General features: G+C 74.0%; 20 protein-coding genes, 1 tRNA gene and 1 riboswitch. Of the genes, 16 read left to right on the top strand and 5 right to left on the bottom strand.

Annotated features, from left to right (window positions below):
- The first annotated feature begins 299 nt into the window (after nt 1-299).
- Nucleotides 300-2,627: a xanthine dehydrogenase family protein molybdopterin-binding subunit gene (locus AB0Q99_RS13655; RefSeq protein ID WP_363571194.1), complete on the top strand. Its 2,328-nt coding sequence runs from the start codon at nt 300-302 to the stop codon at nt 2,625-2,627.
- Between the two features lie 168 nt (nt 2,628-2,795).
- Here the strand turns inward: AB0Q99_RS13655 and AB0Q99_RS13650 are convergent.
- Nucleotides 2,796-2,867: transfer RNA gene (locus AB0Q99_RS13650), tRNA-Cys, on the bottom strand.
- An 85-nt stretch (nt 2,868-2,952) separates the two neighbouring features.
- Nucleotides 2,953-3,017: riboswitch (guanidine-III (ykkC-III) riboswitch) on the top strand.
- A gap of 43 nt (nt 3,018-3,060) precedes the next feature.
- Between AB0Q99_RS13650 and AB0Q99_RS13645 the strand changes: the two genes are divergently transcribed.
- Nucleotides 3,061-3,375: an SMR family transporter gene (locus AB0Q99_RS13645; protein ID WP_363571192.1), complete on the top strand. Its 315-nt coding sequence runs from the start codon at nt 3,061-3,063 to the stop codon at nt 3,373-3,375.
- A 100-nt stretch (nt 3,376-3,475) separates the two neighbouring features.
- On the top strand, nt 3,476-4,915 hold the full coding sequence (locus tag AB0Q99_RS13640; protein ID WP_363571190.1) for an MFS transporter: 1,440 nt from the start codon (nt 3,476-3,478) through the stop codon (nt 4,913-4,915).
- Between the two features lie 3 nt (nt 4,916-4,918).
- Here AB0Q99_RS13640 and AB0Q99_RS13635 read toward each other — a convergent pair whose 3' ends face one another.
- Entirely contained in the window at nt 4,919-6,226 is a 1,308-nt protein-coding gene (locus AB0Q99_RS13635) for a hypothetical protein (RefSeq protein ID WP_363571188.1), read from the bottom strand.
- Between the two features lie 404 nt (nt 6,227-6,630).
- On the opposite strand from AB0Q99_RS13635, the gene AB0Q99_RS13630 reads away from it, so the two are divergent.
- From AB0Q99_RS13630 to AB0Q99_RS13620, 3 genes are read left to right on the top strand one after another with little or no spacing between them, the layout of a single operon-like run.
- Nucleotides 6,631-7,272 carry a class F sortase gene (locus tag AB0Q99_RS13630; protein ID WP_363571186.1) on the top strand — a complete coding sequence of 214 codons (642 nt, stop codon included), beginning with the start codon at nt 6,631-6,633 and terminating at the stop codon, nt 7,270-7,272.
- The gene (locus AB0Q99_RS13625; protein ID WP_363571184.1) at nt 7,269-8,594 is read left to right on the top strand and encodes an alpha/beta hydrolase-fold protein; all 1,326 of its coding nucleotides are present in this window, start codon (nt 7,269-7,271) and stop codon (nt 8,592-8,594) included. The genes AB0Q99_RS13630 and AB0Q99_RS13625 overlap by 4 nt, the downstream gene beginning before the upstream one ends.
- Nucleotides 8,561-11,266, top strand: a complete 2,706-nt coding sequence (locus tag AB0Q99_RS13620) for a rhomboid family intramembrane serine protease (protein WP_363571182.1) — start codon at nt 8,561-8,563, stop codon at nt 11,264-11,266. Before AB0Q99_RS13625 ends, AB0Q99_RS13620 begins: the two co-directional genes overlap by 34 nt.
- Before the next feature lie 37 nt (nt 11,267-11,303).
- Here AB0Q99_RS13620 and AB0Q99_RS13615 read toward each other — a convergent pair whose 3' ends face one another.
- Nucleotides 11,304-11,729, bottom strand: coding sequence for an SsgA family sporulation/cell division regulator (locus AB0Q99_RS13615; protein WP_363571180.1), 426 nt, complete (start codon nt 11,727-11,729; stop codon nt 11,304-11,306).
- Between the two features lie 309 nt (nt 11,730-12,038).
- Here AB0Q99_RS13615 and AB0Q99_RS13610 point away from each other — a divergent pair, with 309 nt between their 5' ends.
- The 5 genes from AB0Q99_RS13610 (at nt 12,039) to AB0Q99_RS13590 (ending at nt 16,683) form a co-directional block, all read left to right on the top strand.
- Nucleotides 12,039-13,871, top strand: a complete 1,833-nt coding sequence (locus AB0Q99_RS13610) for a DEAD/DEAH box helicase (protein ID WP_363571284.1) — start codon at nt 12,039-12,041, stop codon at nt 13,869-13,871.
- Nucleotides 13,872-14,064: 193 nt separating this feature from the next.
- Nucleotides 14,065-14,331 (top strand): TM2 domain-containing protein, encoded by a 267-nt coding sequence (locus AB0Q99_RS13605; RefSeq protein WP_363571178.1) that lies wholly within the window; start codon nt 14,065-14,067, stop codon nt 14,329-14,331.
- A gap of 13 nt (nt 14,332-14,344) precedes the next feature.
- Nucleotides 14,345-14,788 (top strand): DUF2752 domain-containing protein, encoded by a 444-nt coding sequence (locus AB0Q99_RS13600; protein WP_363571176.1) that lies wholly within the window; start codon nt 14,345-14,347, stop codon nt 14,786-14,788.
- A gap of 370 nt (nt 14,789-15,158) precedes the next feature.
- Nucleotides 15,159-15,809, top strand: coding sequence for a helix-turn-helix domain-containing protein (locus AB0Q99_RS13595; protein ID WP_363571174.1), 651 nt, complete (start codon nt 15,159-15,161; stop codon nt 15,807-15,809).
- A 67-nt stretch (nt 15,810-15,876) separates the two neighbouring features.
- The gene (locus AB0Q99_RS13590; protein WP_363571172.1) at nt 15,877-16,683 is read left to right on the top strand and encodes a S16 family serine protease; all 807 of its coding nucleotides are present in this window, start codon (nt 15,877-15,879) and stop codon (nt 16,681-16,683) included.
- Between the two features lie 47 nt (nt 16,684-16,730).
- On the opposite strand, the gene AB0Q99_RS13585 is transcribed toward AB0Q99_RS13590, so the two are convergent.
- On the bottom strand, nt 16,731-17,213 hold the full coding sequence (locus AB0Q99_RS13585) for an Lrp/AsnC family transcriptional regulator (protein ID WP_363571170.1): 483 nt from the start codon (nt 17,211-17,213) through the stop codon (nt 16,731-16,733).
- Between the two features lie 280 nt (nt 17,214-17,493).
- Here AB0Q99_RS13585 and AB0Q99_RS13580 point away from each other — a divergent pair, with 280 nt between their 5' ends.
- Nucleotides 17,494-18,036: a VOC family protein gene (locus AB0Q99_RS13580; RefSeq protein ID WP_363571168.1), complete on the top strand. Its 543-nt coding sequence runs from the start codon at nt 17,494-17,496 to the stop codon at nt 18,034-18,036.
- Between the two features lie 27 nt (nt 18,037-18,063).
- Here the strand turns inward: AB0Q99_RS13580 and AB0Q99_RS13575 are convergent, their stop codons facing one another.
- Entirely contained in the window at nt 18,064-18,600 is a 537-nt protein-coding gene (locus AB0Q99_RS13575) for a hypothetical protein (RefSeq protein WP_363571166.1), read from the bottom strand.
- A gap of 134 nt (nt 18,601-18,734) precedes the next feature.
- Between AB0Q99_RS13575 and AB0Q99_RS13570 the strand changes: the two genes are divergently transcribed.
- The 4 genes from AB0Q99_RS13570 (at nt 18,735) to AB0Q99_RS13555 (ending at nt 24,293) form a co-directional block, all read left to right on the top strand.
- The gene (locus AB0Q99_RS13570; protein WP_363571164.1) at nt 18,735-19,439 is read left to right on the top strand and encodes a response regulator transcription factor; all 705 of its coding nucleotides are present in this window, start codon (nt 18,735-18,737) and stop codon (nt 19,437-19,439) included.
- Nucleotides 19,440-19,456: 17 nt separating this feature from the next.
- Complete coding sequence (locus tag AB0Q99_RS13565) at nt 19,457-20,887, top strand: HAMP domain-containing sensor histidine kinase (RefSeq protein WP_363571282.1); 1,431 nt, start codon at nt 19,457-19,459, stop codon at nt 20,885-20,887.
- Between the two features lie 246 nt (nt 20,888-21,133).
- The gene (locus AB0Q99_RS13560; RefSeq protein WP_363571162.1) at nt 21,134-22,729 is read left to right on the top strand and encodes a cellulose binding domain-containing protein; all 1,596 of its coding nucleotides are present in this window, start codon (nt 21,134-21,136) and stop codon (nt 22,727-22,729) included.
- A 163-nt stretch (nt 22,730-22,892) separates the two neighbouring features.
- A complete protein-coding gene (locus AB0Q99_RS13555) occupies nt 22,893-24,293 on the top strand; it encodes a glycosyltransferase 87 family protein (RefSeq protein WP_363571160.1) in 1,401 nt (466 codons plus the stop codon).
- The last annotated feature ends 4 nt before the right edge of the window (nt 24,294-24,297 follow it).

Raw genomic sequence — 24,297 nt, 5'->3', positions numbered from 1 at the left:
GGCTACCCCGAACAGCCGTACCAGGCCACCCCCGCCCATGGCACCTACCTGCCCTACCCGGACGGCCACCAGCAGCAGACCGGTTACGACACCGGGTACGACGCCCCGGTCTACGAGCCGACCCCCGCGCACGGCACCCCGCTGCCCGGCGCCGCCTTCGACGGCACGCCGCCGCACGGCACCCCGTACGCCGCCCCGCACCCGCACGGTGCCCCGGCCGAGGGCGGCGCCCCGGCCGGCGTCCCGTACGGCGCCACCCCCGCCCACGGCATCCGGCTCCCCGAGGACGACCACGCATCATGACGTCGCCTACCGACATCGGCGCAGCACTCCAGCAGGACGGCGGCGAGGGCGGCGCACCGGAGCCGTTCGGCCTGGGCAGCTCCCCGCTGCGCAGTGACGCGCTGCCCAAGGCGCTCGGCATCTACCCGTACGCGGCCGACCTGTGGGCCGAGGGGCTGCTCTGGGGCGCGGTGCTGCGCTCGCCGCACCCGCACGCCCGGATCCGCGGCATCGACACCTCCGCCGCGCTCGCGCTGCCCGGCGTGCACGCCGTGGTCACCGCCGCGGACCTGCCGCCCGGCCCGGACGGCACCCCCGACGGCGCCCCGGCCGGCCCGGTCGTCGCCGACCGGCCGGTGCTGGCCGCCGGCGTGGTGCGCCACCACGGCGAGCCGATCGCCGCGGTGGCCGCCGACCACCCGGACACCGCCCGGCTGGCGGTCGGTCTGATCGCGGTCGACTACGAGCCCCTGGAGGCCGTGACCGACCCCGAACAGGCCTTCACTGCGCCGCCGCTGCACCCCGACGGCAACCTCTTCCGCCACCTGCCGCTGCGCACCGGGGACCCGGACGCGGCCGGCGAGATCATCGTCGAGGGCCTCTACCAGGTCGGCCGGCAGGACCCGGCGCCGCTCGGCGCCGAGGCCGGGCTGGCCGTGCCGCGCCCGGACGGCGGCGTCGAGCTGCACCTGTCCTCCACCGACCCGCACGGCGACCGCGACCGCACCGCCGCCTGCCTCGGCCTGGAGCCCGACCGGGTCCGGCTGGTGGTCACCGGCGTGCCCGGCGCCACCACCGACCGCGAGGACCTCTCCTTCCAGGTCACTCTGGCGCTGCTGGCGCTGCGCACCGGCCGGCCGGTGAAGATGACCCTCACCCGCGAGGAGTCCTTCCACACCCACACCTCGCGCCACCCCGCGCTCCTGCGCTACCGCCACCACGCCGACGCCGAGGGCACCTTGGTGAAGGTCGAGGCGCAGATCCTGCTGGACGGCGGCGCCTACGCGGACGTCTCCGCCGAGGCGCTGGCCGCCGCGACGGCGTTCTCGGCCGGTCCGTACGTCTGCCCCAACGTCTTCGTGGACGCCTGGGCGGTGCGCACCAACAACCCGCCGGCCGGGCGGATGCGCGGCGAGGGCGCGCTGCAGGCCTGCTTCGCGTACGAGTCGCAGCTGGACCAGCTGGCCGCCCGGGTGGGCGTGGACCCGGTGGAGATCCGCCGGCGCAACGCGATGTCCACCGGTGACCCGCTGCCCACCGGGCAGGCCGTCACCTGCCCGGCGCCGGTGCGCGCACTGCTGGACGCCGTCGCGGAGGAGCCGCTGCCGGCCCTGCCGGTGGACGACCCGGACGCCGAGTGGCTGCTGCCCGGCGGGCCCGGCGGCGCGGGCGACCCGGCGGCGGTGCGGCGCGGCATCGGCTACGCCGTCGGCATGGTGCACATGCTGGGCGCCGAGGGCGAGGACGAGGTGTCCACCGCGACCGTGCGGGTCAGCGGCGACCACGCCACGGTGATCTGCGCGGCCGTCGACGCCGGGCAGGGCTTCGCCACGCTGGCCCGGCAGATCGTGCAGACCGTGCTGGGCGTCAGCGAGGTCTACATCGCGCCGGCCGACAGCGACCAGTCGATCGCCGGGCCCTCCGCCCGCGGCCGGCACACCTGGGTCTCCGGCGGCGCCGTCGAGCGGGCCGCGCTGATGGTCCGCCACCAGCTGCTGCAGCCGATCGCGGCCAACTTCGGGATGTCGGCGGAGCTGCTGCAGATCGCCGACGGCAAGATCACCTCGTACGACGGGGTGCTCGGAATGCCCGTCGCCGAGGCGCTGGAGGGCAAGGAGCTCTGGGCCACCGCGCAGTGCCGCCCGCACCCCACCGAGCCGCTGGACGACGCCGGGCACGGCGACGCCTTCGTCTCCATCTCGTTCTGCGCGATGCGCGCGGTGGTGGACGTGGACATCGAGCTGGGCGCCGTGCGGGTGGTCGAGATGACGGTCGCCCAGGACGTGGGCCGGGCGCTGAACCCGCGGCAGATCGAGGACCGGATCGAGGCGGGCGTGGCCCAGGGCGTCGGGCTGGCGCTGCTGGAGGACCTGCGCACCGAGGGCGGGGTGCTGCAGAACCCCTCGCTCACCGGCTATCGGCTGCCCACCGCGCTGGACACCCCGGAGGTGCGGATCGCCGCGCTGCTGGAGGAGCGTGACGTGGTCGCCCCCTTCGGGGCCAAGGCGGTCGGTGCCGCCCCCGCGGTGGTCGCTCCGGCGGCCGTCGCCGCGGCCGTCCGCGCCGCCACCGGCCTGCCGGTCGGCCGACTGCCGATCCGGGCGGAGGACGCCGTCACGGCCTGAGCCGAACAGCCGTCGAACCGCTGTCTAACCGTCGCGGGACACCCGGGGAAAGCCGCAGAAAGCCGCAGAAAGCCGCAGAAATCCGGGGAAAGCCGCAGAAAGCCGCAGAGAACGGCGAAAGGAATTGCCGGTCGACTCCGGAAGTCGACCGGCAATTCCTTTTCCAGGAGGCCGTGGCGGGAATTGAACCCGCGTACACCGCTTTGCAGACGGTTCCCTGAGCCACTCGGGCACACGGCCAGTGAATTCATGGTGGCGGATCCGGGGGCGGAGGGTCAATGACGTTGTGTAAATTCTGTATGGCGATGTGTGCTAGCGTCGAAGACCGGTGACGGCATTCCGCCACCCCGGACGAGCGCGTCGTACCCGGTGACGACAAGACGGCGCAGTTCAGCGGCAACCCGGCCGCTGTGGACTGCGGAGGCTCGTCGTCATGGCCTGGCTCGTTCTCATCGTCTCCGGTCTCCTGGAGACCGTCTGGGCGGTCGCCCTGGAATCGTCCAAGGGCTTCTCCCGTCCCGTCCCCTCCGCCGTCTTCGGCGTCGCGCTGCTGTTCAGCATGGGCGGTCTGGCCTACGCGATGCGCACCATCCCGATCGGCACCGGGTACGCGGTCTGGGTCGGCATCGGCGCGGTCGGCACCGCGCTCTACGGCATGGCCGTCCTGGGGGACGCGGTGACCACGGCCCGGATCGCCTGCCTGCTGCTGATCGTCTCCGGCGTGGTGGGCCTCAAGGCGCTGCACTGACCGCGCCGGGGCCCGCGACCCCGTCCTAGGCCTCGGGACCGAGGCGATCACCGACCCTGGTCAGGGGTCATCGGGGCGGACGGCTCTTACGATGTTACGTATGACCACAGCCTCCCCCACCTCGGTCGACCCGGTCCCGATACCCCTCGACGACGATCCCGGCGGCGGGGTGCTCAGCGGCCGCTTCCGCGCCCTGACGCTCGGGATCGTCTCGGTCGTCCTGGTGATCGCCTTCGAGGCGACCGCCGTCAACACCGCGATGCCGACGGCGGCTCGCCAGCTGGACGGCCTCGGGCTGTACGCCTTCGCCTTCTCCGGCTACTTCACCACCACGCTGTTCGCCCTGGTCGTCTCCGGCCAGTGGTGCGACCGGCGCGGGCCGCTGCAGCCGCTGTTCACCGGCATCGCGGTGTTCGGCGTCGGCCTGCTGGTGGCCGGGACGGCGCCCGGGATGTGGGTGTTCGTGGCCGGGCGGGCGATCCAGGGCCTGGGCGGCGGGCTGGTGATCGTCGCGCTGTACGTGGTGGTCGGCCGGGCCTATCCGGAGCGGTTGCGGCCGTCGGTGTTCGCGGCCTTCTCCTCGGCCTGGGTGCTGCCCTCGATCGTGGGCCCGCTGGTCGCCGGGGCGGTCACCCAGCACCTCGGCTGGCGCTGGGTGTTCCTGGCCGTGCCGGTGCTGATCCTGCTGCCGCTGGCCGTGATGGGCCCGGCGCTGGCCCGTTCCGAGCGGGAGCACCCGGTGCCCAGGGGCGCGGACTTCGACCGCCGGCGCACCCTGCTGGCCGCGATGGCGGCGCTCGGCGCCGGCCTGCTGCAGTACGCGGGGCAGCGCCGCGACCTGATCGGGCTGCTGCCGGGGGTCGTCGGTGCGGCGCTGCTGGTGCCGGCCGTCCTGGGGCTGCTGCCGAAGCGGACCCTGCGGGCCGGGCGCGGACTGCCGACGGTGATCCTGCTGCGCGGGGTGGCGGCGGGGGCGTTCTTCGCGGCCGAGGCCTTCATCCCGCTGATGATGACCACCCAGCGCGGCCTGTCGCCGACGCTGGCCGGGCTCACCCTGACCAGCGGCGGGCTCTCCTGGGCGCTGGGCTCCTGGCTGCAGGGCCGGCCGGGGGCCGAGCGCTACCGCGAGGCGATGATCCGGGGCGGCTTCGTGCTGACCGCGCTGGCGATCGCCGGCGCCGCGCTGGTGCTGCTCCCGGGCGTGCCGGCCTGGGCGGCCTCGGTGGCCTGGGGGATCGGCGGCGTCGGGATGGGGCTGGCCGTCGCGAGCGTCAGCGTGCTGATGATGAAGCTCTCCGAGCCGGAGGACGCCGGGGCCAACTCGGCCGCGCTGCAGATGAGCGACGCGCTGGGCAACGTGCTGCTCACCGGCCTGGCCGGGGTGCTGTTCGCGGCCCTGGGCGGCGGGGCCCTGGCGGCCGGCCACGGACAGGCCGAAGGCGCCGGCTCGCCCGGCGCCTTCGCGGTGATCCTGCTGGTGATGGCCGGGGTGGCGCTGCTGGGAGCGCTGCTCTCCGGCCGGGTCCGCACCCGGTCCTGACGGTCAGCCGGTGACGGCGGTGGCGGTGGCGGTGGGGGAGGGCACCGGCGCCGCCCCCGGGGTGCCGAGGAAGGCCTCCCAGCCGCCGGTGGGGGACTGGCCCGGGGCGAGGGTCTGCAGCTTGCGCAGCACCGCCGGGTCCTGGGCGTCCAGCCAGTCGACCAGCTGGCGGAAGGAGACCAGCCGGACCTCCGGCTTGCTCGCGATCGACTTGAGGACGTCCTCGACGGCGTTCATGTAGATGCCGCCGTTCCACTCCTCGAAGTGGTTGCCGATGATGTACGGCGCCCGGTTGCCGTGGTAGGTGCGGTCGAAGCCCATCAGGTAGGCGTCGCGGGCCTGGGCCTGGAAGCCCGGGTGGAGCGCCGGGTCGGCCTTGGTGTTGGGGCCGCACTGGTTGTACATGATGTTGTAGTCCATCGAGAGCACCTGGAAGGTGTGCCCGGGGAACGGGATGGACTGCAGCGGGAGGTCCCAGAGCGCGCCGCCCTGGATCTTCTGCGGCCAGACCTGGGTGCCGTTGCCGCTGCTGTCGTAGCGCCAGCCGCGCTTGACCGCGGTGGGCAGCAGGTTGCGCTGGCCCTCCAGGCAGGGGGTGCGGCTGCCGATCAGCTCCTTGCGGTAGTCGAAGGGCAGCGAGGGCAGGTCGGTGAAGCCGGTGTTGGTGCGCCAGTTCGTCACGAAGTCCATCGCCTGCTGGATCTCGCTGTCCCACTCCTCCGGGGACCACCGGCCGACGCCGGTGGCGCCGCAGAAGTGGCCGTTGAAGTGGGTGCCGATCTCGTGGCCCTCCAGCCAGGCGGCGTGCAGGTTCTCCAGGGTGTCGCGGATGTGCTGGTCGCTCAGGTAGCCGATGTCGGAGGCGCCGACCTTGTGCTGCGGAGGGCGGTAGAGGTCCTTCTTGGACTCGGGCAGCAGGTAGAGGCCGCTGAGGAAGAAGGTCATCTTCGCGTCGTGCTCGCGGGCCAGCCGGCGGAAGCGGGCGAACAGGCCGTTGTCGAGCTCGCCGGCGCCGTCCCAGGAGAAGACCACGAACTGCGGCGGGCGCTGCCCGGACTGCAGCCGCTCGGGGACGGGCTGGTGCGGCTGGGAGCCGGTGTCGGAGGTGGAGCCGTCGCCGATCAGGACGGCCTGCTTGGGGGCCGGGGCGGGGACGGGGGTGGCGCTCTGCTCGGCGTCCGCGCCGCCGTCGGGGGCGGAACCGGTCGCCCGCTCCCCGCCGGTGGTGTGGTTGTTGCCACAGCCGGCCGCCAGGGTGGCGGCCGCGGTGGCGCCGGCCGCCAGCAGGGTGCGGCGGGAGAGAGCGTCCATGATCACTCCGTTCATGTGCCGTTCAGCGGCATGCGGGCGTAACGGGTGCGGCCGGACACCCGGGGGATCGAACCTGTGACCGCGTCAGCATGCCACGCGGTCGGAAACGGTCGAGGAGGCGCAACGGACGGTCGTGAGCGATCGCTCGAACGCCGCAACCGAACCTGCCCGTAGAACCGTCGGAAGGACGTGTCGGGCCGTGGTCCCGCGGCGGGCGCTGACGAGGGGCGGCAGTCGCGCTCCGCGACCGGGCATCCACGCGGTGCACCGAAGGGGTCTGCAACCCTGCCGATCGGCGGGTGCCAGTACGACCATCGTATGGACGTGCCATACAGTCCCATCCGGTTCAATTGTTCCCAGGAAACTCCCAGAATGTGGGATTCCGTCGGCAGAGGGGAGCGCCCGTGGGCGTCCAGCAGAGCAGGAGCCCCTGGCCGGGCACCCTGGCGGCGGGCGCCGCGCTGGTGCTCGGTGCCTGGCTGCTGCACGACGGCGGCTCGGTGCTGCCCCCCGCCCCGGACTCCGGCCAGGCCCAGGCCGGCATCGCGCCGGTCTCCGTCGTCCCGCCGCTGGGCCCGTCCGCGCCGACCCGGATCCGCATCCCGGCCGTCCGTCTGGACGCCCCGGTCACCGCGCTCGGGCTGGACGCCGACGGCCACCTGCAGGCCCCGCCCGAGGCGGACCGGAACCTGGCGGGGTGGTACCGGGGCGGCGCCAGTCCCGGTCAGCGCGGCACCGCGATCCTTGCAGGGCACGTCGACAACAAGTCGGGTCCGGCCGTCTTCTACCATCTGGGAGCGCTCCGCCGGGGAGACCGGATCGAGATCGCCAGGGCGGACGGCGCCATCGCCGTCTACCAGCTGTACGCCATCGAAGTGCACGACCGAAAGGACTTCCCGGACAATCGGGTCTACCGTCAGGCCGCTGACGCACAGCTGCGGGTGATCACCTGCGGCGGTGCCTACAGCGAGGAGCACGGCTACGACGGCAACGTCGTCGCCTACGGCTTCCTGGCCGACACCACCCAGCCGGGCAAAGCCGCATGACCACGCTCACACTCGCCTCCCGCTGGAACCCGATCGACTGGCACCTCACCGAGGGCCGGATCCCGCACGCCGTCCTCGTGCTCGGCTGGGCGGCGCTGTTCGCGCTGGCCGTCGGCCGCGGCCGCAGCTGGTGGCGCGTCCGCCTGCCCGCCGCGCTGTTCACCGCGGCCGCGCTCAGCCTGCTGCTCGACGTCGTGGTCGACGGCTGGTGGCACCCCTTCCCGGAGGGCACCCCGGAGTACGTCACCTGGTGGATAGCCGTCGCCCTGCTCGGGTTCTGCCTGGCCGGCTACCGGTTCCGCCGGCTCACCTGGCGCCGCCGCGGCATCGCGCTCGGCCTGAGCGGGCTGGTGCTGCTGATGGCCGCCTCCGAGATCAACATCGGCTTCGGGCAGTTCCCGAGCGGGCGGGTGATGCTGGCGCCGTGGCTGACCAAGACCGACGGGCTGGTCCCCGCGAAGGTCGGACAGACCGTCACCGTTCCGCCGGAGAAGGTGCTCGACGAGGTCTGGCGGCCCCCGGCGGACCTGCCCACGAAGGGCACCGTCTCGGTGGTGTCGATCCCCGGCCTCCGGTCGGGCTTCAAGGCCCGCGACGCGTACGTCTACCTCCCGCCCGCGTACCAGGCCAACCCGCGGCCGCTGTTGCCGGTGGTCGTGATGCTCACCGGCCAGCCGGGGGAGCCCGGCGACTGGGTCCTCCGGGGGCAGCTGAACGAGCGGATGGACGACTTCGCCGCGCAGCACGGCGGCCTCGCGCCGATCGTGGTGATGCCCGATCAGCTCGGTTCCACCTGGGCCAACACGCTCTGCCTGGACTCCAAGATCGCCAAGATGCAGACCTACCTGGCGTCGGACGTCCCCTTCTGGATCCACCAGAACCTGCAGACCGCGACCGGCCGGAAGTCCTGGGCGGTCGGCGGCGCCTCGATGGGCGGCACCTGCGCCCTCCAGCTCGGTGTCAACGCGCCCGACGTGTACGGCACCGTCCTCGACATGTCCGGGCAGGAGGAGCCGACCCTCGGCACCCGGGAGGACACCGTCAAGGCCGCGTACGACGGTGACGGGAAGAAGTTCGACGCGGTCGACCCGCTGCAGGTGATGGCCCGGAAGAAGTTCCCGGACACCAACGTCGCCCTGCTCGTCGGCGAGACCGACGCGGAGTTCAAGCCGCAGATGGAGAAGGTCTACCAGGCCGTACAGGGGGCTGGGATGAAGGCGAAGTTCGAACTGATGCCGGGCGGCCACGGGTGGGTCGTCTTCCGGCCCGGCATCGTCCAGCAGGTCCCGTGGCTCGCCCGACAGACCGGGCTGACCCGGTGACCGGGGCGGGTACGGCGGTCGCCGCCGTCGGGGAGCACGAGCAGAAGCCGGAACGGGTCGTCGCCCAGCGCGGCACGCCGCGGGGCACGCAGGAGGGCGCCCAGGAAGCCAAGCAGGTGGCCAAACAGGCGGCCAAGCAGGCGGGCAAACAGGGGGCCGCGCAGGCCGGGTCCGACCAGGGCGCGGACCGCGCGCCGGTCACCCGGACGCCGGAGCCGCGCCCGCAGCGGGTCCGGCGAGCCGCCCGGGTGCTCGGCACCCGGCTGCGCGCGGCGCCGCTCACGCTGGCCCTGCTGGCCGGGCTGTGGCTGCTCGGCGCGGCCACCGGCAGCCTGCGCCACGGGCCGTCCGACCGGCTGCTGGACCGGGCCGGCGTCGGCCTGCCCACGTTCGCCGAGGGCCACTGGTGGACACCGCTCACCTCGATGTTCTGGTGCTCCGGCCTCGGCTCGTACGTCTTCACCAGCCTGCTGCTGCTCCTGGTCGGCCCGGCCGCCGAGCACCGGCTCGGCCGGCTGCGCACCCTCGCGGTGCTGGTCGGCGGACAGGTCGTCGGCGCCCTGCTGGGCACCGGGCTGATCGCCTTCGGCTCCTCCGCCGGGGAGCAGTGGACCGCCTCGGTCGCCGACCAGGTCTCGATCGGCCCCGGCGTCGGCCTGTTCGCGCTGGCCGGGGTGCTCGGGTACCGGCTCACCGTGCTCTGGCGGCGCCGGCTGCACCTGCTGGTGCTGCTCGTCCCGCTGGTCATGACGCTGTACGTCGGCCACCTGCAGAGCGTCCAGCGGTGCGCCGCCGCGCTGGCCGGGCTCGGCGTCGGCGCGCTGCTCAGCCGCGGCCGCCCGTACCTGCGCTCGCACCGCTCCTCGCACTCCGAGACCCGGGTGCTGGTCGCGCTCTGCCTGGTCGCCGCCGCCTTCGGGCCGCTGATCGCCTCGCTGTACGACAACGCCAGCGGGCCGTTCAACACCTTCTCGGAGCTGTACTTCTCGCACCGGATCGGCCCGGACGAGGTCGCCGACTACTGCGCGCTCTCGGTGCACGACTGCGCCCGCGCGCACGCCCTGGTCCGGATCTTCGACACCCCCGGCCGGCTGATGGCCGCGCTCTTCCCGGCGCTGCTGCTGGTGCTCGCCGAGGGGCTGCGCCGGGGGCTGCGGTTCGCCTGGCTGGTCACCATCGCCACCGAGCTGCTCTGGGCGGCGCTGCTGGCCTGGCTGTACCTGGACTCCGGGCCGGACAGCCAGGACGTGGTGCAGTACTTCGTCGAGGCGATGCTGCTGCCGCTGCTGACCACCAGCCTGCTGCTGGCCACCCGCAAGCGGTTCCGGCTGCGGCTGTCCGGCCGGTCGGTGCGCCGGCTGGGCCTGGTGGTGGGCGGCGCCGCGCTGCTCTCCTCGGCCGCGTACGTCGGGCTCGGGCGGCTGGTGGCCGGTCAGTTCGAACCGGGGGCGACCGCGCGCCGGCTGCTGCACGGGCTGCCCGCGCAGTTCCTGCCGCCCGCGTACAACGACCTGACGCCGGACTACCCGATCGCCGTCGGGCCGGTGGCGCGCTTCCTGGAGACGTACTGCGGGCTGGCGTTCTGGGTGGTGGCGCTGGTCGCGCTGCTGACGGCCTTCCGCCGGCCGGTGCTGCACACCGACGCGGCGGCGGTCGCCCGGGCCAGGGAGCTGCTGACCCGGTACGGCGGCGGGACGCTGTCGTTCATCACCACCTGGGACGGCAACCACTACTGGTTCGACGATCGGGGCCGGGCCGGCGTCGCCTACCGGGTGGTCGGCACCGTCGCGCTGACCACCGGCGACCCGTTCGGCGCGCCGGAGGACCGGGCCGGGGCGGTGGCCGGCTTCGCCCGGTACTGCGACGCGCGCGGCTGGACGCCGTGCTTCTACAGCGTCTGCGGGGCGACCAGGGAGGCCGCCGCGCAGCTCGGCTGGCGCTCGGTGCAGGTCGCCGAGGACACCGTGGTCGCGCTGCCCGAGCTGGCCTTCACCGGCCGCAAGTGGCAGGACATCCGCACCGCCCTCAACAAGGCCGGCAAGCAGGGCATCACCGCCGAGTGGTGGTCGTACCACGAGGCCCCGCTCGCGCTGCGGGACCAGATCCGGGCGATCTCGGAGGAATGGGTCTCCGAGAAGGGCCTGCCGGAGATGGGCTTCACGCTCGGCGGGCTGGAGGAGCTGGACGACCCGGACGTCCGGGTGCTGGTCGCGGTGGACGAGGAGCGCGTGGTGCACGGGCTCACCAGCTGGATGCCGGTGTACGAGGACGGCGTGCCGGTCGGCTGGACGCTGGACTTCATGCGCCGGCGCTCGGACGGCTTCCGCGGCGTCAACGAGTTCCTGATCGCCTCGGCCGCGCTCGGCTTCAAGGAGGAGGGCGCGCGCTTCCTGTCGCTGTCCGGCGCTCCGCTGGCCCGCACCGGGCAGGGCGAGGAGCCCACCGGGCTGCAGCGGATGCTGGACTGGATGGGCAAGGTGCTGGAGCCGGTGTACGGCTTCCGCTCGCTGCTCGCGTTCAAGGCGAAGTTCCAGCCGGAGTACCGGCCGATGTACATGGCCTACCCCGACCCGGCCGCGCTGCCCGGCATCACCCGGGCGATCGGCAAGGCGTACCTGCCGCACCTGACGGCGGCCCAGGGCGTCCGGCTGATGCGCAAGCTGTCCGGCTGAGCCCGCCCCGGGGGCGGGCGGGCGGCTCACGGGCCCGTCAGCCGAGCAGCTGGGCGAGGGCGCGGTCGGCGTCCAGGTGGAGGTGCTCCTCGCCCTCGGGGACGAGCAGCCGGCTGCGCCACAGGAAGCGGCGCAGGTCGCCGCTGTCGAACTGGAGCAGCGCGGTGCCCTCCGGGGCCCGCAGCTCGACCATGGTGCGCCGGCCGAGCGCGGGCCGGACGTGGACGTCGCCGGCACCGGAGGGCAGCTCCAGGCCCGCCGAGAGCAGCCGGCGCCCGAAGACCCAGACGATGTCCCCGGCGTCCGGGCCCTCCGCGTCCTCGTCCAGCGAGAACTCGGCGGGGAAGGCCATCCGGACGGCCAGCGGGTCCTCCGGCAGGTAGGACAGGACGACCCGCAGCCGGACGGAGCGGTGGGGGGAGAGGATCAGGCGGGCCTGAACGGTCTCTTCGACGGTGCGCACGGAGGGTCCCTTCGGTTCGGTGCGGGGCCGCGCCACGGCAGGGGGGGTCGGCGTGGCCTCACGCTGGTGAGAGTCCCGGGGGCCACCGTGATTACCCGGTTCCGGAAGCGATCGGATGTGATCCGCGCCACAGCGATTTCCGGCCGTGCGGGCCCGCCGCGGCGCCTCGCCTGGAGGCCCGAACGGCGCCGGGCCGGTAGGCTGGGTGGGTTGTCCGATCGCCGCCCGACCGCGGGACGGGGCCGCAAAACCGCCTCTGACCTGCGATGATCCCCCTCGGAGACCGTGAGTACTGCCGCCGCCTCCTCGATGCCGCTGTTCTCCGACGCACCGGAGACCCAGGCCCCCGCCCGATCCGCCGGTCACACCGCGTCCGCCGGCTCGCACCACCTCTCCCCGGCCTTCCCCGGCCGCGCCCCCTGGGGCACCGCGGGCAAGCTGCGGGCCTGGCAGCAGGGTGCGCTGGACAAGTACATCGAGACGCAGCCGCGCGACTTCCTCGCGGTCGCCACCCCGGGCGCGGGCAAGACCACCTTCGCGCTCACCCTGGCCTCGTACCTGCTGCACAACCACCTGGTGCAGCAGGTGACCGTGGTCGCGCCGACCGAGCACCTGAAGAAGCAGTGGGCCGAGGCCGCCGCGCGGATAGGCATCAAGCTGGACCCGGCGTACTCCTCCGGACCGCTGTCCCGCGAGTACCACGGCATCGTGGTCACCTACGCGGGCGTCGGGGTCAACCCGATGCTGCACCGCAACCGCACCGAGGCCCGCAAGACCCTCGTGATCATGGACGAGATCCACCACGCCGGTGACTCCAAGTCCTGGGGCGAGGCCTGCTTCGAGGCCTTCGAGCCCGCGACCCGCCGGCTGGCGCTGACCGGTACGCCGTTCCGCTCGGACACCAACCCGATCCCCTTCGTGGCCTACGAGGCGGGCGGCGACGGCATCCGCAAGTCCGTGGCCGACTACACCTACGGCTACGGGCACGCGCTCGCCGACCACGTCGTCCGCCCGGTGATCTTCCTCAGCTACAGCGGCAACATGCGCTGGCGCACCAAGTCCGGCGACGAGCTGGAGGCCCGGCTCGGCGAGCCGATGACCAAGGACCTGATCGCCCAGGCCTGGCGCACCGCGCTGGCCCCGCAGGGCGAGTGGATCCCGGCCGTGCTGCAGGCCGCCGACCGGCGGCTGAGCGAGGTCCGCAAGGCGATCCCGGACGCCGGCGGGCTGGTGATCGCCACCGACCAGACCGTGGCCCGCGCGTACGCCAAGCTGCTGCGCGAGATCAGTGGCGAGAAGGTCACCCTGGTGCTCTCCGACGAGACCGAGGCCTCCCAGCGGATCTCCGACTACGCGGCCGGGACCTCGCGCTGGATGGTCGCGGTCCGCATGGTGTCCGAGGGCGTCGACGTGCCCCGGCTCTGCGTCGGGGTGTACGCGACCTCGATCTCCACCCCGCTGTTCTTCGCCCAGGCCGTCGGCCGCTTCGTGCGCGCCCGCAAGCGCGGCGAGACGGCCTCGGTGTTCCTGCCGACCATCCCGATGCTGCTGGGCTTCGCCAACGAGATGGAGGTCCAGCGCGACCACGTGCTGGACCGGCCGAAGAAGGAGGGCGAGGGCCTGTTCGACGAGGAGGACCGGCTGCTCGCCGAGGCCGAGCGGGCGAACGACGGCCCGGACGGCGCCGGCGGCGAGGAGTTCTCCTACGAGGCGCTGGGCTCCGACGCGGTCTTCGACCGGGTGCTGTACAACGCCATGGAGTTCGGCATGCAGGCCCACCCGGGGAGCGAGGAGGAGGACGACTACCTCGGCATCCCGGGCCTGCTGGAGCCGGACCAGGTGCAGATGCTGCTGCAGAAGCGCCAACACCGGCAGATCCAGCGCAGCAAGACCCGGCCCGCCGAGGAGGCCGACCTGCTGGAGCTGCCGGCCGAGCAGCGCCCGGTCGTCACCCACCAGGAACTGCGCGAGCTGCGCAAGGAGTTGAACGCGCTGGTGGCCGCCTGGCACCACCGCACCAGCCAGCCGCACGGCACCATCCACAACGAGCTGCGCCGCCAGTGCGGCGGGCCGCTCACCGCGCAGGCGACCGCGAATCAGCTGAAGGCGCGGATCGCCCGAATCCGGGAGTGGGCGAAGTAGTAACGGTGCGTCAGCGGATTTCTCCGGCGGGTAGGGAGGAATCCGCGTCCTGGTAACCCGATATGACATTCCGGTATAGGTGCGGGAATTACCGAGACTTCCGATGTGATCATCCGCTAGTGTTCCGCGTGCCTCACGGCTCGGCAGCGGCTCACCGCCGTGCCGGATCTGTTACGCAAGGAGCACAGCAGAAGTGTCGTACCCCCCCTACGCCGACCAGCCGTACCCGGGCCAGCCGGGCCAGCCCGAGCTGTCGGACAAGTCGAAGATCGTCGCGGGCATCCTGCAGCTGTTCTTCGGCGGCTTCGGCATCGGCCGCTTCTACACCGGCCACATCGGCATGGGCATCGCCCAGCTCCTGACCTGCGGCGGCCTGGGCTTCTGGGCCCTGATCGACGGCATCCTGTTCCTGGTCAGCAACGACCGCACGGACGCCCAGGGCCGTCTGCTGCGCGGCTGACCCGGCACCCGCCATGACCTTGCGCACACCGCGCGCGGCACGCCGCCCCGGCTCCGGCCGGGGCGGCTTCGTCGTGCCCGCGCGCCTGCGCACCGCGGGCGCGCCGCTGGCCGTGCTCCTGGGCGGCCTGGCCGGCTCGGCCTATCTGTGGACGCGCGACCCGCACCTGCCCGGGCAGGTGCTGCCGTTCTGCCCCTGGCGGCGGATCACCGGGCTGCAGTGTCCCGGCTGCGGCGGCACCCGGATGGCGTACGACCTGATGCACGGCGACCCGACCGCGGCCTTCCACGACAACGCGCTGCTGCTGGTCTCGCTGCCGCTGGTCGCGCTGATGTACCTGACCTGGCTGCGCGAGGGCCTGGCCGGGCGGAGCTGGCGCCCGCCGCTGGGGCGGCGCGGCACGGCGGCGGTGCTGGGCACCGCGGTGGCCTGGACGGTGCTGCGCAACATCTGGTGACCGGCCGCCCGCACGGCCCGTGGAGATCGGCCCCCCTCCGGCCCGAAGTGTCCGGACATCGGAACGTACTCGAACGCGAGCCCCGCTACCGCGGGGAGAATGCGGCTCTTTGCCCCGATTCGGGCTCGGCCGCGCAATCGATCACGCCCGAATTTTGGACAACCACTTCCGCCGCGGGATTTCCTTCACTACCTTTCCCACACGCTCTTCCGCCGGGTAGCTCCCGAGAGACGGGCGCCGCAGGGACCGCACCGGTGTCAAGGGCGACACCGCGTGCGACCCGAGCGCGGCCACCCCCACCTGCGCGCGACACCGACCCCGGACCGGCGCCGCCCGGCCCGCGAGCGCCGCGGAAAGGAATGCCCCCGTCGTGACAGCAGAGACCTCCCAGACCCTGGACCGTGGCGTCCGGGTGCTCAAACTCCTCGCCGACTCCGAGCGCGGGCTCACCGTCACCGAACTCGCCGCCCGGCTGGCCGTCAACCGGACCGTCGTCTACCGGCTGCTGGCCACCCTGGAACAGCACGGGCTGGTCCGCCGGGACATCGGCGGCCGGGCCCGGGTCGGCCTCGGCGTGCTGCGGCTCGCCCACCGGGTGCACCCGCTGCTGCGCGAGGCCGCGCTGCCGGCCCTGCGCAGCCTCGCCGAGGACCTCGGCGCCACCGCCCACCTCACCCTGGTGGACGGCAGCGAGGCGCTGGCCGTCGCCGTGGTCGAGCCGAGCTGGACCGACTTCCACGTCGCCTACCGGACCGGCCTGCGCCACCCGCTCGGCGAGAGCGCGGCCGGCCGGGCGATCCTGGAGGCCCGCACCTTCCCCAGCCAGCGCCGGCCCGACCAGGGCTTCGTCATCACCCGCGCGGAGGAACAGTCCGGGGCGTGCGGGGCGGCCGCCGCGCTGCTCGGACTGAGCGGCATCGAGGGCAGCGTCGGCGTGGTGATGCTGACCGGCATGGTGCCCGAGCGGGTCGGCCCCCGGGTGGTGGAGGCGGCGACCGAGGTGGCCGACGCCCTGCGGTAGCCCCCCGGCGCCGCCGCCCCGAGCGGGCGGATCACGCGGGGGCGTCGGGTGTGTTTGGATTTCCCTTGTGTCCGACACCAAGCTCCCCAAGGCCCTCACCGCCCCGCGGACCCGTGCGCTCGCGCTGTGCGGAGCGCTGGTCACCGCGCTGTTCGGCGTGGCCGCCTTCGTCCCGCTGCCGTACACCATCACCTGGCCGGGCCTGACCGCGGACACCCTGGGCACCTACCAGGACAAGCCGGTGCTCACCATCACCGGGGCACCGCTGCGCACCACCGAGGGCGAGCTGCGGATGGTCACCATCACGGCGACCAACCCGGACCAGCGGAACACCTTCCTGCGGTCGATGCAGGCCTGGTTCGACCCGAAGGAGGCGGTGCGCCCGACCGACACCGTCTACCCGCAGGGCAACCCGGCCAAGGCCGAGGAGGTGACCGCCCAGCAGATGGCCGAGTCGCAGGACAGCGCCACCGCGGCCGCGCTGAACTACCTCCACCTGTCCCCGGACCAGGTCAAGGTCAAGGTCGACCTGGGCGACGTCGGCGGCCCGAGCGCGGGCCAGATGCTGGCGCTGGGCATCGTCGACAAGCTCGCCGGCGACGGCAAGGGCGGCGACCTCACCGGCGGGCGCACCATCGCGGGCACCGGCACCATCGAGAAGGACGGCACGGTCGGCCCGGTGGGCGGTGTCCCGCTGAAGACGCAGGCGGCCGCCCGGGACGGCGCGACGGTGTTCCTGCTGCCCCGGGACGAGTGCACGGACGCCAAGGTGAACACGCCCGCGTCGCTGCGGCTGGTGCCGATCGGCACGCTCGACGAGGCGGTCTCGGCGCTGCAGGCGCTCAAGAGCGGCGGCAGCGTCCCCGCCTGCTGACCGGGCGGGCGGACCGGGCGGGCGGATCCGGCCGAGGGCGGACCGGCCTACTCGGCGGCGGCCTGGTCCACCAGCGGCAGGATCCGGTACGGCACCGGGTTCTCCAGCACGATCGCGGTGGACGAGCGGACGATCCCGTCGAAGCCCACCACCCGGTCGATCACCCGCTGCAGATCGGCGTTGGACCGGGCCACGATCCGCACCATCATGTCCCCGATCCCGGTGATGGTGTGCAGCTCCAGCACCTCCGGCACACCCGCCAGGTGCGCCCGCACGTCGGTGCCCTGGCCCTGGGAGATCTCCAGGGTCGCGAAGGCCGTCACCGGGTAGCCGATCGCGGCCGGGTCCACCTCCGGGCCGAAGCCGCCGATCACCCCCTTGGCCTGCAGCCGGTCCAGCCGGGCCTGCACGGTGCCGCGGGCGACCTGCAGCCGCCGCGAGCACTCCAGCACCCCGATCCGGGGCTCCTCGGCGAGCAGCCGGATCAGCCGGCCGTCCAGCGTGTCGATGGTGTCGTTCGTGCTGCTCACGATCGAAGTCCCTTGCGGGGCAGCGGGGTTGGGCGATCCGGGGGAGCTCGGCGAGCTCGGCGAGTGGGCGGGGGGCATCGCGGCACCGTCCTCCGGTGGGCATTCTGTACAGCGGCGCGGCCGATTCTCCCGCCCCGGGGCACAGCTTGACCAGGAGGAAACGGAACAGTTGCGCGTCGGTCGGCCCGGCGCCACCCTCCAGCCACGACCCCGTGCTCCGGGTCCCCCACCCCGGCGCCGGGGCCCCAACGTGGTCCGTACGCCTACCGGGAGGGCCGTCATGACCGACACCGCCGCCGAACCCGTACTGCTCGGGGCAGGCCCCGAGCCGGACGCGGGCGAACCGGGACCGTCGCCGACGGGCCGCGCCGACGCGGTGGTCTTCGCGGTCGGCGACGCCGAGCGCGCCGCCCGCCGCTACTGCGCCGCGCTCGGGCTGCGGTGCACCGCGTACGCGGGGCCGGAGACCGGTGAGCCGGAGACCGTCTCGTACGTGCTCACCGCGCCGGGGACGCGGATCGTGCTCACCTCGCTGGTGCAGGTGATCGGCCCGCGCGGCCGGGAGCTGGCCGCGCACCTGGACCGGCACGGGGACGGGGTGCTCGACGTCGCGGTGAGCGTGCCGGACGTGTACTACGCCTACGACTACGCGGTCGACCGGGGCGCGCTGTCGCTGGCCGAGCCGTACGAGACCCGGGACGCGTACGGGGTGGTGGTGCTGGCCGCCGTCGGGGTGCCCGGCGGGACCAGGCACACGCTGGTCGACCGGGCGGGCTACGCGGGGCCGTACCTGCCGGGGTTCGTGCCGTACGACGGGTTCTGACCGGCCCCGACGGGGCCCGGGTGGGCGCTACCGGACGGCGGTCTCGACGACCGGGGGGTGCCCGTTCCAGTAGACGAAGACCGAGTTGGCCTGGTCGTCCTTGGTGAAGTCGATCCGGATCCACTGGGGGCCGTTCCACACCTGCATCTGCCAGCCCGGGTCAGGGGTGGCGGAGACCAGCGAGGCCTGGTCGGGCTTCAGGTCCAGCGCGACCTTGCCGCCCGGGATCGGGTAGCTCTTCACCGTGGACGTCGCGGTGGGCGTCGGCGTGGGCCGGCGGGTGGGCGGCGGGGCGGTCGGGGCGGGGGCCGCTCCGCGCGTCGGGGTGGCGGGCGGGGAGGCCGGCTGGGCCGGGGTCGCGGACTGCGCGGCCGAGCGCGGCGGCTCGGGGAGCGGGGTCGGGGAGGACGGCGCGCCGTCGGCCTTCGGGGAGGGCAGCGGCAGCGCCGTGGGCCGCTCGAAGGCGGCGCCGGTCAGCACCGCGTGCACGCCGAGCCAGGACAGCGCCACCGCCGCCCCGGTGGCCGCCGCCCAGGCGCCGAGCTGTACCAGTCCGTTCCGCATCGTCCGCACATCCTGCCGTATTTCCGCCGCGCCCGAGACCGGCACCCGTGCTATTCCTCAGGGCAGTTGCACAATGTCCGGACCCGGCCCCGAGGTACAGACCACTCCCCGTCGATGGCGTATCTTGCAGGCCCATGGCAACAGTGCTCGTGGTCGAGGACGACCCCTTCGTACGATCCGCCCTCATCCGCCACCTGACCGACACCGGTCACGCGGTCCGCAGCGTGGGCACCGCCCTGGAGGCGCTGCGGGAGGTCGCCCAGGTCGGCTGCGACCTGGTGATCCTCGACCTGGGCCTGCCCGACCTGGACGGCAGCGAGGCGCTCAAGATGATCCGCGGCCTGACCAACGTGCCGGTGATCATCTCCACCGCCCGGGACGACGAGGCCGAGATCGTCCGGCTGCTCAACGACGGCGCCGACGACTACCTGGTGAAACCTTTCTCCGGAGAGCACCTCAGCGCGCGGATGGCCGCCGTGCTGCGCCGGCTCGGCGGCGGCGCCGCCCCCGTCGCCCAGGTGCTGCGGGTCGGCGGACTGGCCATCGACCTGCAACGGCGCGAGGCCTCCCTGGACGGGCGGCCGCTCGACCTGACCCGCCGTGAATTCGACCTGCTGGCCTTCCTCGCCGCCCGGCCCGGCGTCGTGGTGCCGCGCAAGGAGATCCTCGCCGAGGTCTGGCAGCAGACCTACGGCGGCGACCAGACCATCGACGTCCACCTCTCCTGGCTGCGCCGCAAGCTCGGCGAGACCGCCTCCAACCCCTGTTACCTGCACACCGTCCGGGGCGTCGGGGTGCGGCTGGAGGCCGCCGGGGGCCGGGCGGGGCACCGGACATGAGGAGGTTCGGGCGCTCGCTGCGCTGGGCCCTGATCAAGGCCGCCGTGGCCGGGACCACCATGGTCGCGCTGGCCTTCCTCATCCCGCTCGGCCTGATGGTCCAGCAGACCGCGCGGGACCGGGCCTTCACCGCCGCCGAGCGGCAGGCCGCGGCGCTCGGCCCGGCCCTGGCGATCACCACCGACCAGGACGCCGTCACCCGGGCCCTGGCCAGCACGGACGCGGGCGGACAGGGCCGGATGGCGGTCCACCTGCCCGCGGCGGGACAGCCCGAAGCCCCCGGCCCCGGCGGCCCCCGCAGCGGCGGCCCGAGCGGACCGACGCTGGGCGAGGGCCGGGCCGCCGACGGCGACGTCGCCACGGCCGGCGGGCAGGGCCGCTCCTTCACCGTGCAGGTGCCCGGCGGCTACGCGCTGCTCCAGCCGGTCGCGGTGGACACCGGGCGGACCGCCGTGGTCGAGGTCTTCGTGGCCGAGAGCGACCTCACCCGGGGCGTCTCCACCGCCTGGCTGGTGCTCTCCGCCGTCGCGCTCGGCCTGGTCGCCATCTCGGTGCTGGTCGCCGACCGGATGGGCAACCGGATCGTGGCCTCCGCCCGGCGGCTCGCCGGCGCCGCCCGTTCGCTCGGCGCCGGCAACCTCGCGGTCCGCGTGCCGGTCGAGGGCAAGCAGGTCGACGGCAGCCCCGAAGAACTCCGCGAAGCCGGCCACGCGTTCAACACCATGGCCGACCGGGTGGTCCAACTCCTCGCCGCCGAAAGGGAACTGGCCGCCGACCTGTCCCACCGGCTGCGCACCCCGCTGACCGTGCTGCGGCTCAACGCCGCCTCGCTCGGCGACGGCGACGCGGCCGACGCCACCCGGCACGCGGTCTCCCAACTGGAGCGCGAGGTCGACCAGATCATCCGCTCGGCCCGCCGCGCCCCCGAGGACGCGCCCGCCGTCGCGGTCGGCTGCGACGCCGCCGAGGTGATCCGCGAGCGGGTCGCCTTCTGGTCCGCGCTGGCCGAGGACGAGGGGCGCCGCTGGCAACTGGCCGGCGCGGAGCGGACGGCACCCGTCCCCGTCCAGCGCGGCGACCTGGCCGCCGCCGTCGACGCCCTGCTCGGCAACGTCTTCCGGCACACCGCCGTCGGCACCGCCTTCTCGGTGGACGTACTGGCCACCGACGGCTCGGTGATCGTGCTGGTCGGCGACGCCGGACCGGGGTACAGCGACCCGGCCGCCGCCCTCAAGCGCGGCGAGGGCCACGGCGGGGAGGGCTCGACCGGCCTCGGCCTGGACATCGTCCGCAAGCTCGCCGAGTCCATCGGCGGGGACCTCGCCCTCGGCCGCTCCGCCGTTCTCGGCGGCGCCGAGACCCGGCTGCGGCTGCGCACCCGGCCGGCGGAGGCGCCGCCCGCGCGGACCGGGCGGCGGCGGAGCCGGGGAGTGCTCTTCCCGCGGTGAGCCGGCGTCCCGGAAGCGGATCCGGGGAGCGCTCTTCCCGGGTGGGCCGGCGTCCCGGAGGACGACTTCCTTAACGGGGGCCTAAGGGAGTTCTACCCCTCGCTCAGCCCGCCGGTCAGACCCCCGGGCCGCCGCTAGCGTCGGTCGCGCCGGTCACCCGACCGAGCCGGGCCGGCCGCCCGGACGTCCGCAGGCACCCGTGCCCGGACAGCGGCCGACCGAAGGCACCCGCGGAGGTAACGCGCCATGACCACCCAGCCCACCCGCCGCTCCGGCCACCGCAGGCGCAGCCGCAAGGGAGCGGTCATCGGGGCCGCCGCGGTCGCCGCCGCCCTGGTCGCGGGCGGGACGGTCCTCCTCGCCACCTCGGCCAGCGCCGCCTCGCTCGGCGCCGTCTACAGCCGCACCAGCAGCTGGGACGCCGGCTACACCGGCCAGTACCTGGTCACCAACCCGGACAGCAGCCCGATCGAGGACTGGACGCTCAGCTTCGACCTGCCGGCCGGAGCGAAGATCGACTCGCTCTGGAACGCCACCTTCACCGCCGAGGGCCGGCACATCACGGTCAAGCCGGAGTCCTGGAGCAAGCGGCTGGAGCCCGGCAAGAGCGTGGTGGTCGGCTTCGTCGCCCAGGGCTCGGGCGCGGCACAGGCCGAGCCGGGCAACTGCCTGATCAACAACACCTCCTGCAAGGCGGGCGACGGGACCGCGCCCACCCCCTCGGGACGCCCCACCGCGACCGCGTCGCCGACCGCGCCGACCCCGCCGACCGCCTCCCCGACCCCCACCGCGAGCGCCACCACCGGCACCACGCCCAGCCCCACCGCCACGGCGAAGCCGACCACTCCGGCGCCGACCGGAGGAACCCCCACCCCGACCGTCACCCCCACGGCGACCGGTGTGCCCGTTCCCCCGGCCGGCGCCGGCGCCGGCTTCGCCCCGTACGTGGACACCTCGCTCTACCCGCCCTACGACCTGGTGGCCACCGCCAAGGCGAGCGGCGTGAAGAACTTCAACCTCGCCTTCGTGGTGTCCGGCGGCGGCTGCGTGCCCAAGTGGGGCGGCGTCAGCGACCTGTCCGCCGACGCGGTGGCCGCCCAGATCGGCGCGCTGCGGGCGATCGGCGGCGACGTCCGGGTCTCCTTCGGCGGCGCCAACGGCAGCGAGCTGGCCCTCGCCTGCGGCTCCACCGCCGACCTGACCGCCGCGTACCAGAAGGTCGTGGACGCCTACGGCGCCACCAAGCTGGACTTCGACGTCGAGGGCGGCGCGATCGCCAACGCGGCCGCCAACACCCGGCGCGCCCAGGCCGTCGCCCAGCTGCAGAAGAACGCCGCCGCCAAGGGCAAGGCCCTCGACGTCTCCTTCACCCTGCCCGCGCTGCCCTCCGGCCTGACCCAGGAGGGCGTCGACCTCGTCGCCGGCGCCAAGGCCAACGGCGTCGCGATCGGCGCCGTCAACATCATGGCGATGGACTTCGGCGACGGCGTCGCCCCCAACCCGCAGGGCCAGATGGGCAAGTACGCGATCGCCGCGGCCACCGCCACCCAGGCCCAGGTCAAGAGCGTGCTGGGGCTGGACGACGCGGCCGCCTGGCGCAAGGTCGCGGTCACCCCGATGATCGGCGTCAACGACGTGGCCAGCGAGGTCTTCACCGTCGCCGACGCCAAGCAGCTCGCCGAGTTCGCCACCGCCAAGCACCTCGCCTGGCTGGCCATGTGGTCCGGCACCCGGGACAAGGCCTGCGACGGCGGCGCCAAGGCCTACGCCGACGCGAGCTGCAGCAGCATCGTCCAGCAGCCGCTGGACTTCACCCGGGCCCTGGGGGCGTACACGGGCTGAGGCCCGCCGGGTCCCTCCGCGGCCCCGGCCGTCCGTGCTCAGTCCGCAGCCGAGCACGGGCGGCCGGGGTTCATCGTCACGTTCCGTAGTCGATCGTCTCCGGTCCGGTCCGGACGGCATCCGGTATCGTCGCTGGTTGGCCGAGCGGTGGACGGAGTGGACAGTGACAGCGGTGCAAGACGAGCGCAGCCCGGTGCGGACCGCGCCCGACCCCTCGCCCGAGCCCCTGTCGGACCGGCTGCGCCGGATGCCCGGGGCTCCCGTCCGGGCCCTGCGCGAGGCCCCCCGCCGGCCGCTGCTGGTCGCCTCGGCGCTGGCGCTGCTGTCCCTGGTCGTGTACGCAGTGGTGCGCCACTTCGTCCACACCTCGATGGTGGACATGATCGTCTACCGGGCCGAGGGTGCCGCCGTCGCCGACGGCCGCGACCTGTACGGGCTGCGCGTCACCGAGTGGAACCTGCCGGCGACCTACCCCCCGTTCGCGGCGATGCTGTTCGTCCCGACCACCTGGTTCCCGATCCCCTTCCTCCGGGTGGCGATCACTCTCGGCAACCTCGGGCTGCTCGCCCTGCTCACCCACCTGTCGTTCAAGCTGGTCGGCTGGCCGCGCCGCGAACTGCGGCCGATCGGGGTGATCCTGCTGACCGGCCTCGGGGTCTGGCTCGAACCCGTCTTCACCACGCTCCGCTACGGCCAGATCAACCTCGCGCTCGCCTGCCTGATCCTCTGGGACCTCACGCGTCCGGACGGGCGCCGCAGCAAGGGCGTGGCGATCGGCATCGCCGCCGGCATCAAGCTCACCCCCGGCCTGTTCGCGGTCTACCTGCTGATCACCGGGCGGATCCGGGCCGCCTTCGTGGCCGGCCTCACCTTCCTCGGCACCTTCCTGCTCGGCGCGCTCGTCCTGCCCGACGCCACCTGGGGCTTCTGGACCGAGTACCTCTACGACTCGTCCCGGGTCGGCAAGACCCAGATCGTCGACAACCAGTCGCTGCGCGGCGCCTTCGCCCGCCTGCTGCACACCGCCGACCCCGGCACCCTCGCCACCCTCGGGTCCGGCCTGGCCGCGCTGGCCGGCCTCGCCGTCGCCGCCTGGGCCGCCCGCAGCGGGCGCTGGCTGCCCCGGGCCGAGGCCTGGGGCGTCTGCTGCGCGGCCGTCACCGCCGTGCTGATCTCACCGATCAGCTGGACCCACCACTGGGTGTGGTGCGTGCCGCTGCTCGTCCTGCTCGCCGCCGAGGCCTCCGTCGAGCACGCCCGCCCGGCCGGCGTCCGCCGACTGCGCTGGCGGGCCGTCTTCTGGGCCACGCTGGTCGCCTTCCTCTCCTTCGCCATGTGGGCGGCGAAGCCGCTCGGCCCGGCGGTCCTCCACATGCCGCCGTGGCGCCAGCTGCCGACCTCGGTCTACCCGTGGGTCGGGCTCTGCTTCCTGCTCGCCGCCGCGATCCGGATAAGGGCGCGTCGCCGCTCCGCCGGCGCGCCGCTGGTCCGGCTGCCCGGACAGCGCGACGGCGGCGGCCCGGACGCCGCCCGCGACCGTCAGCAGGCCCCCGCGGCCCGCTGAGCCG

The organism is Kitasatospora sp. NPDC086791 (assembly GCF_040685975.1).
Lineage (GTDB): Bacteria > Actinomycetota > Actinomycetes > Streptomycetales > Streptomycetaceae > Kitasatospora.
This window is presented reverse-complemented; position numbering and strand designations above follow the sequence as displayed.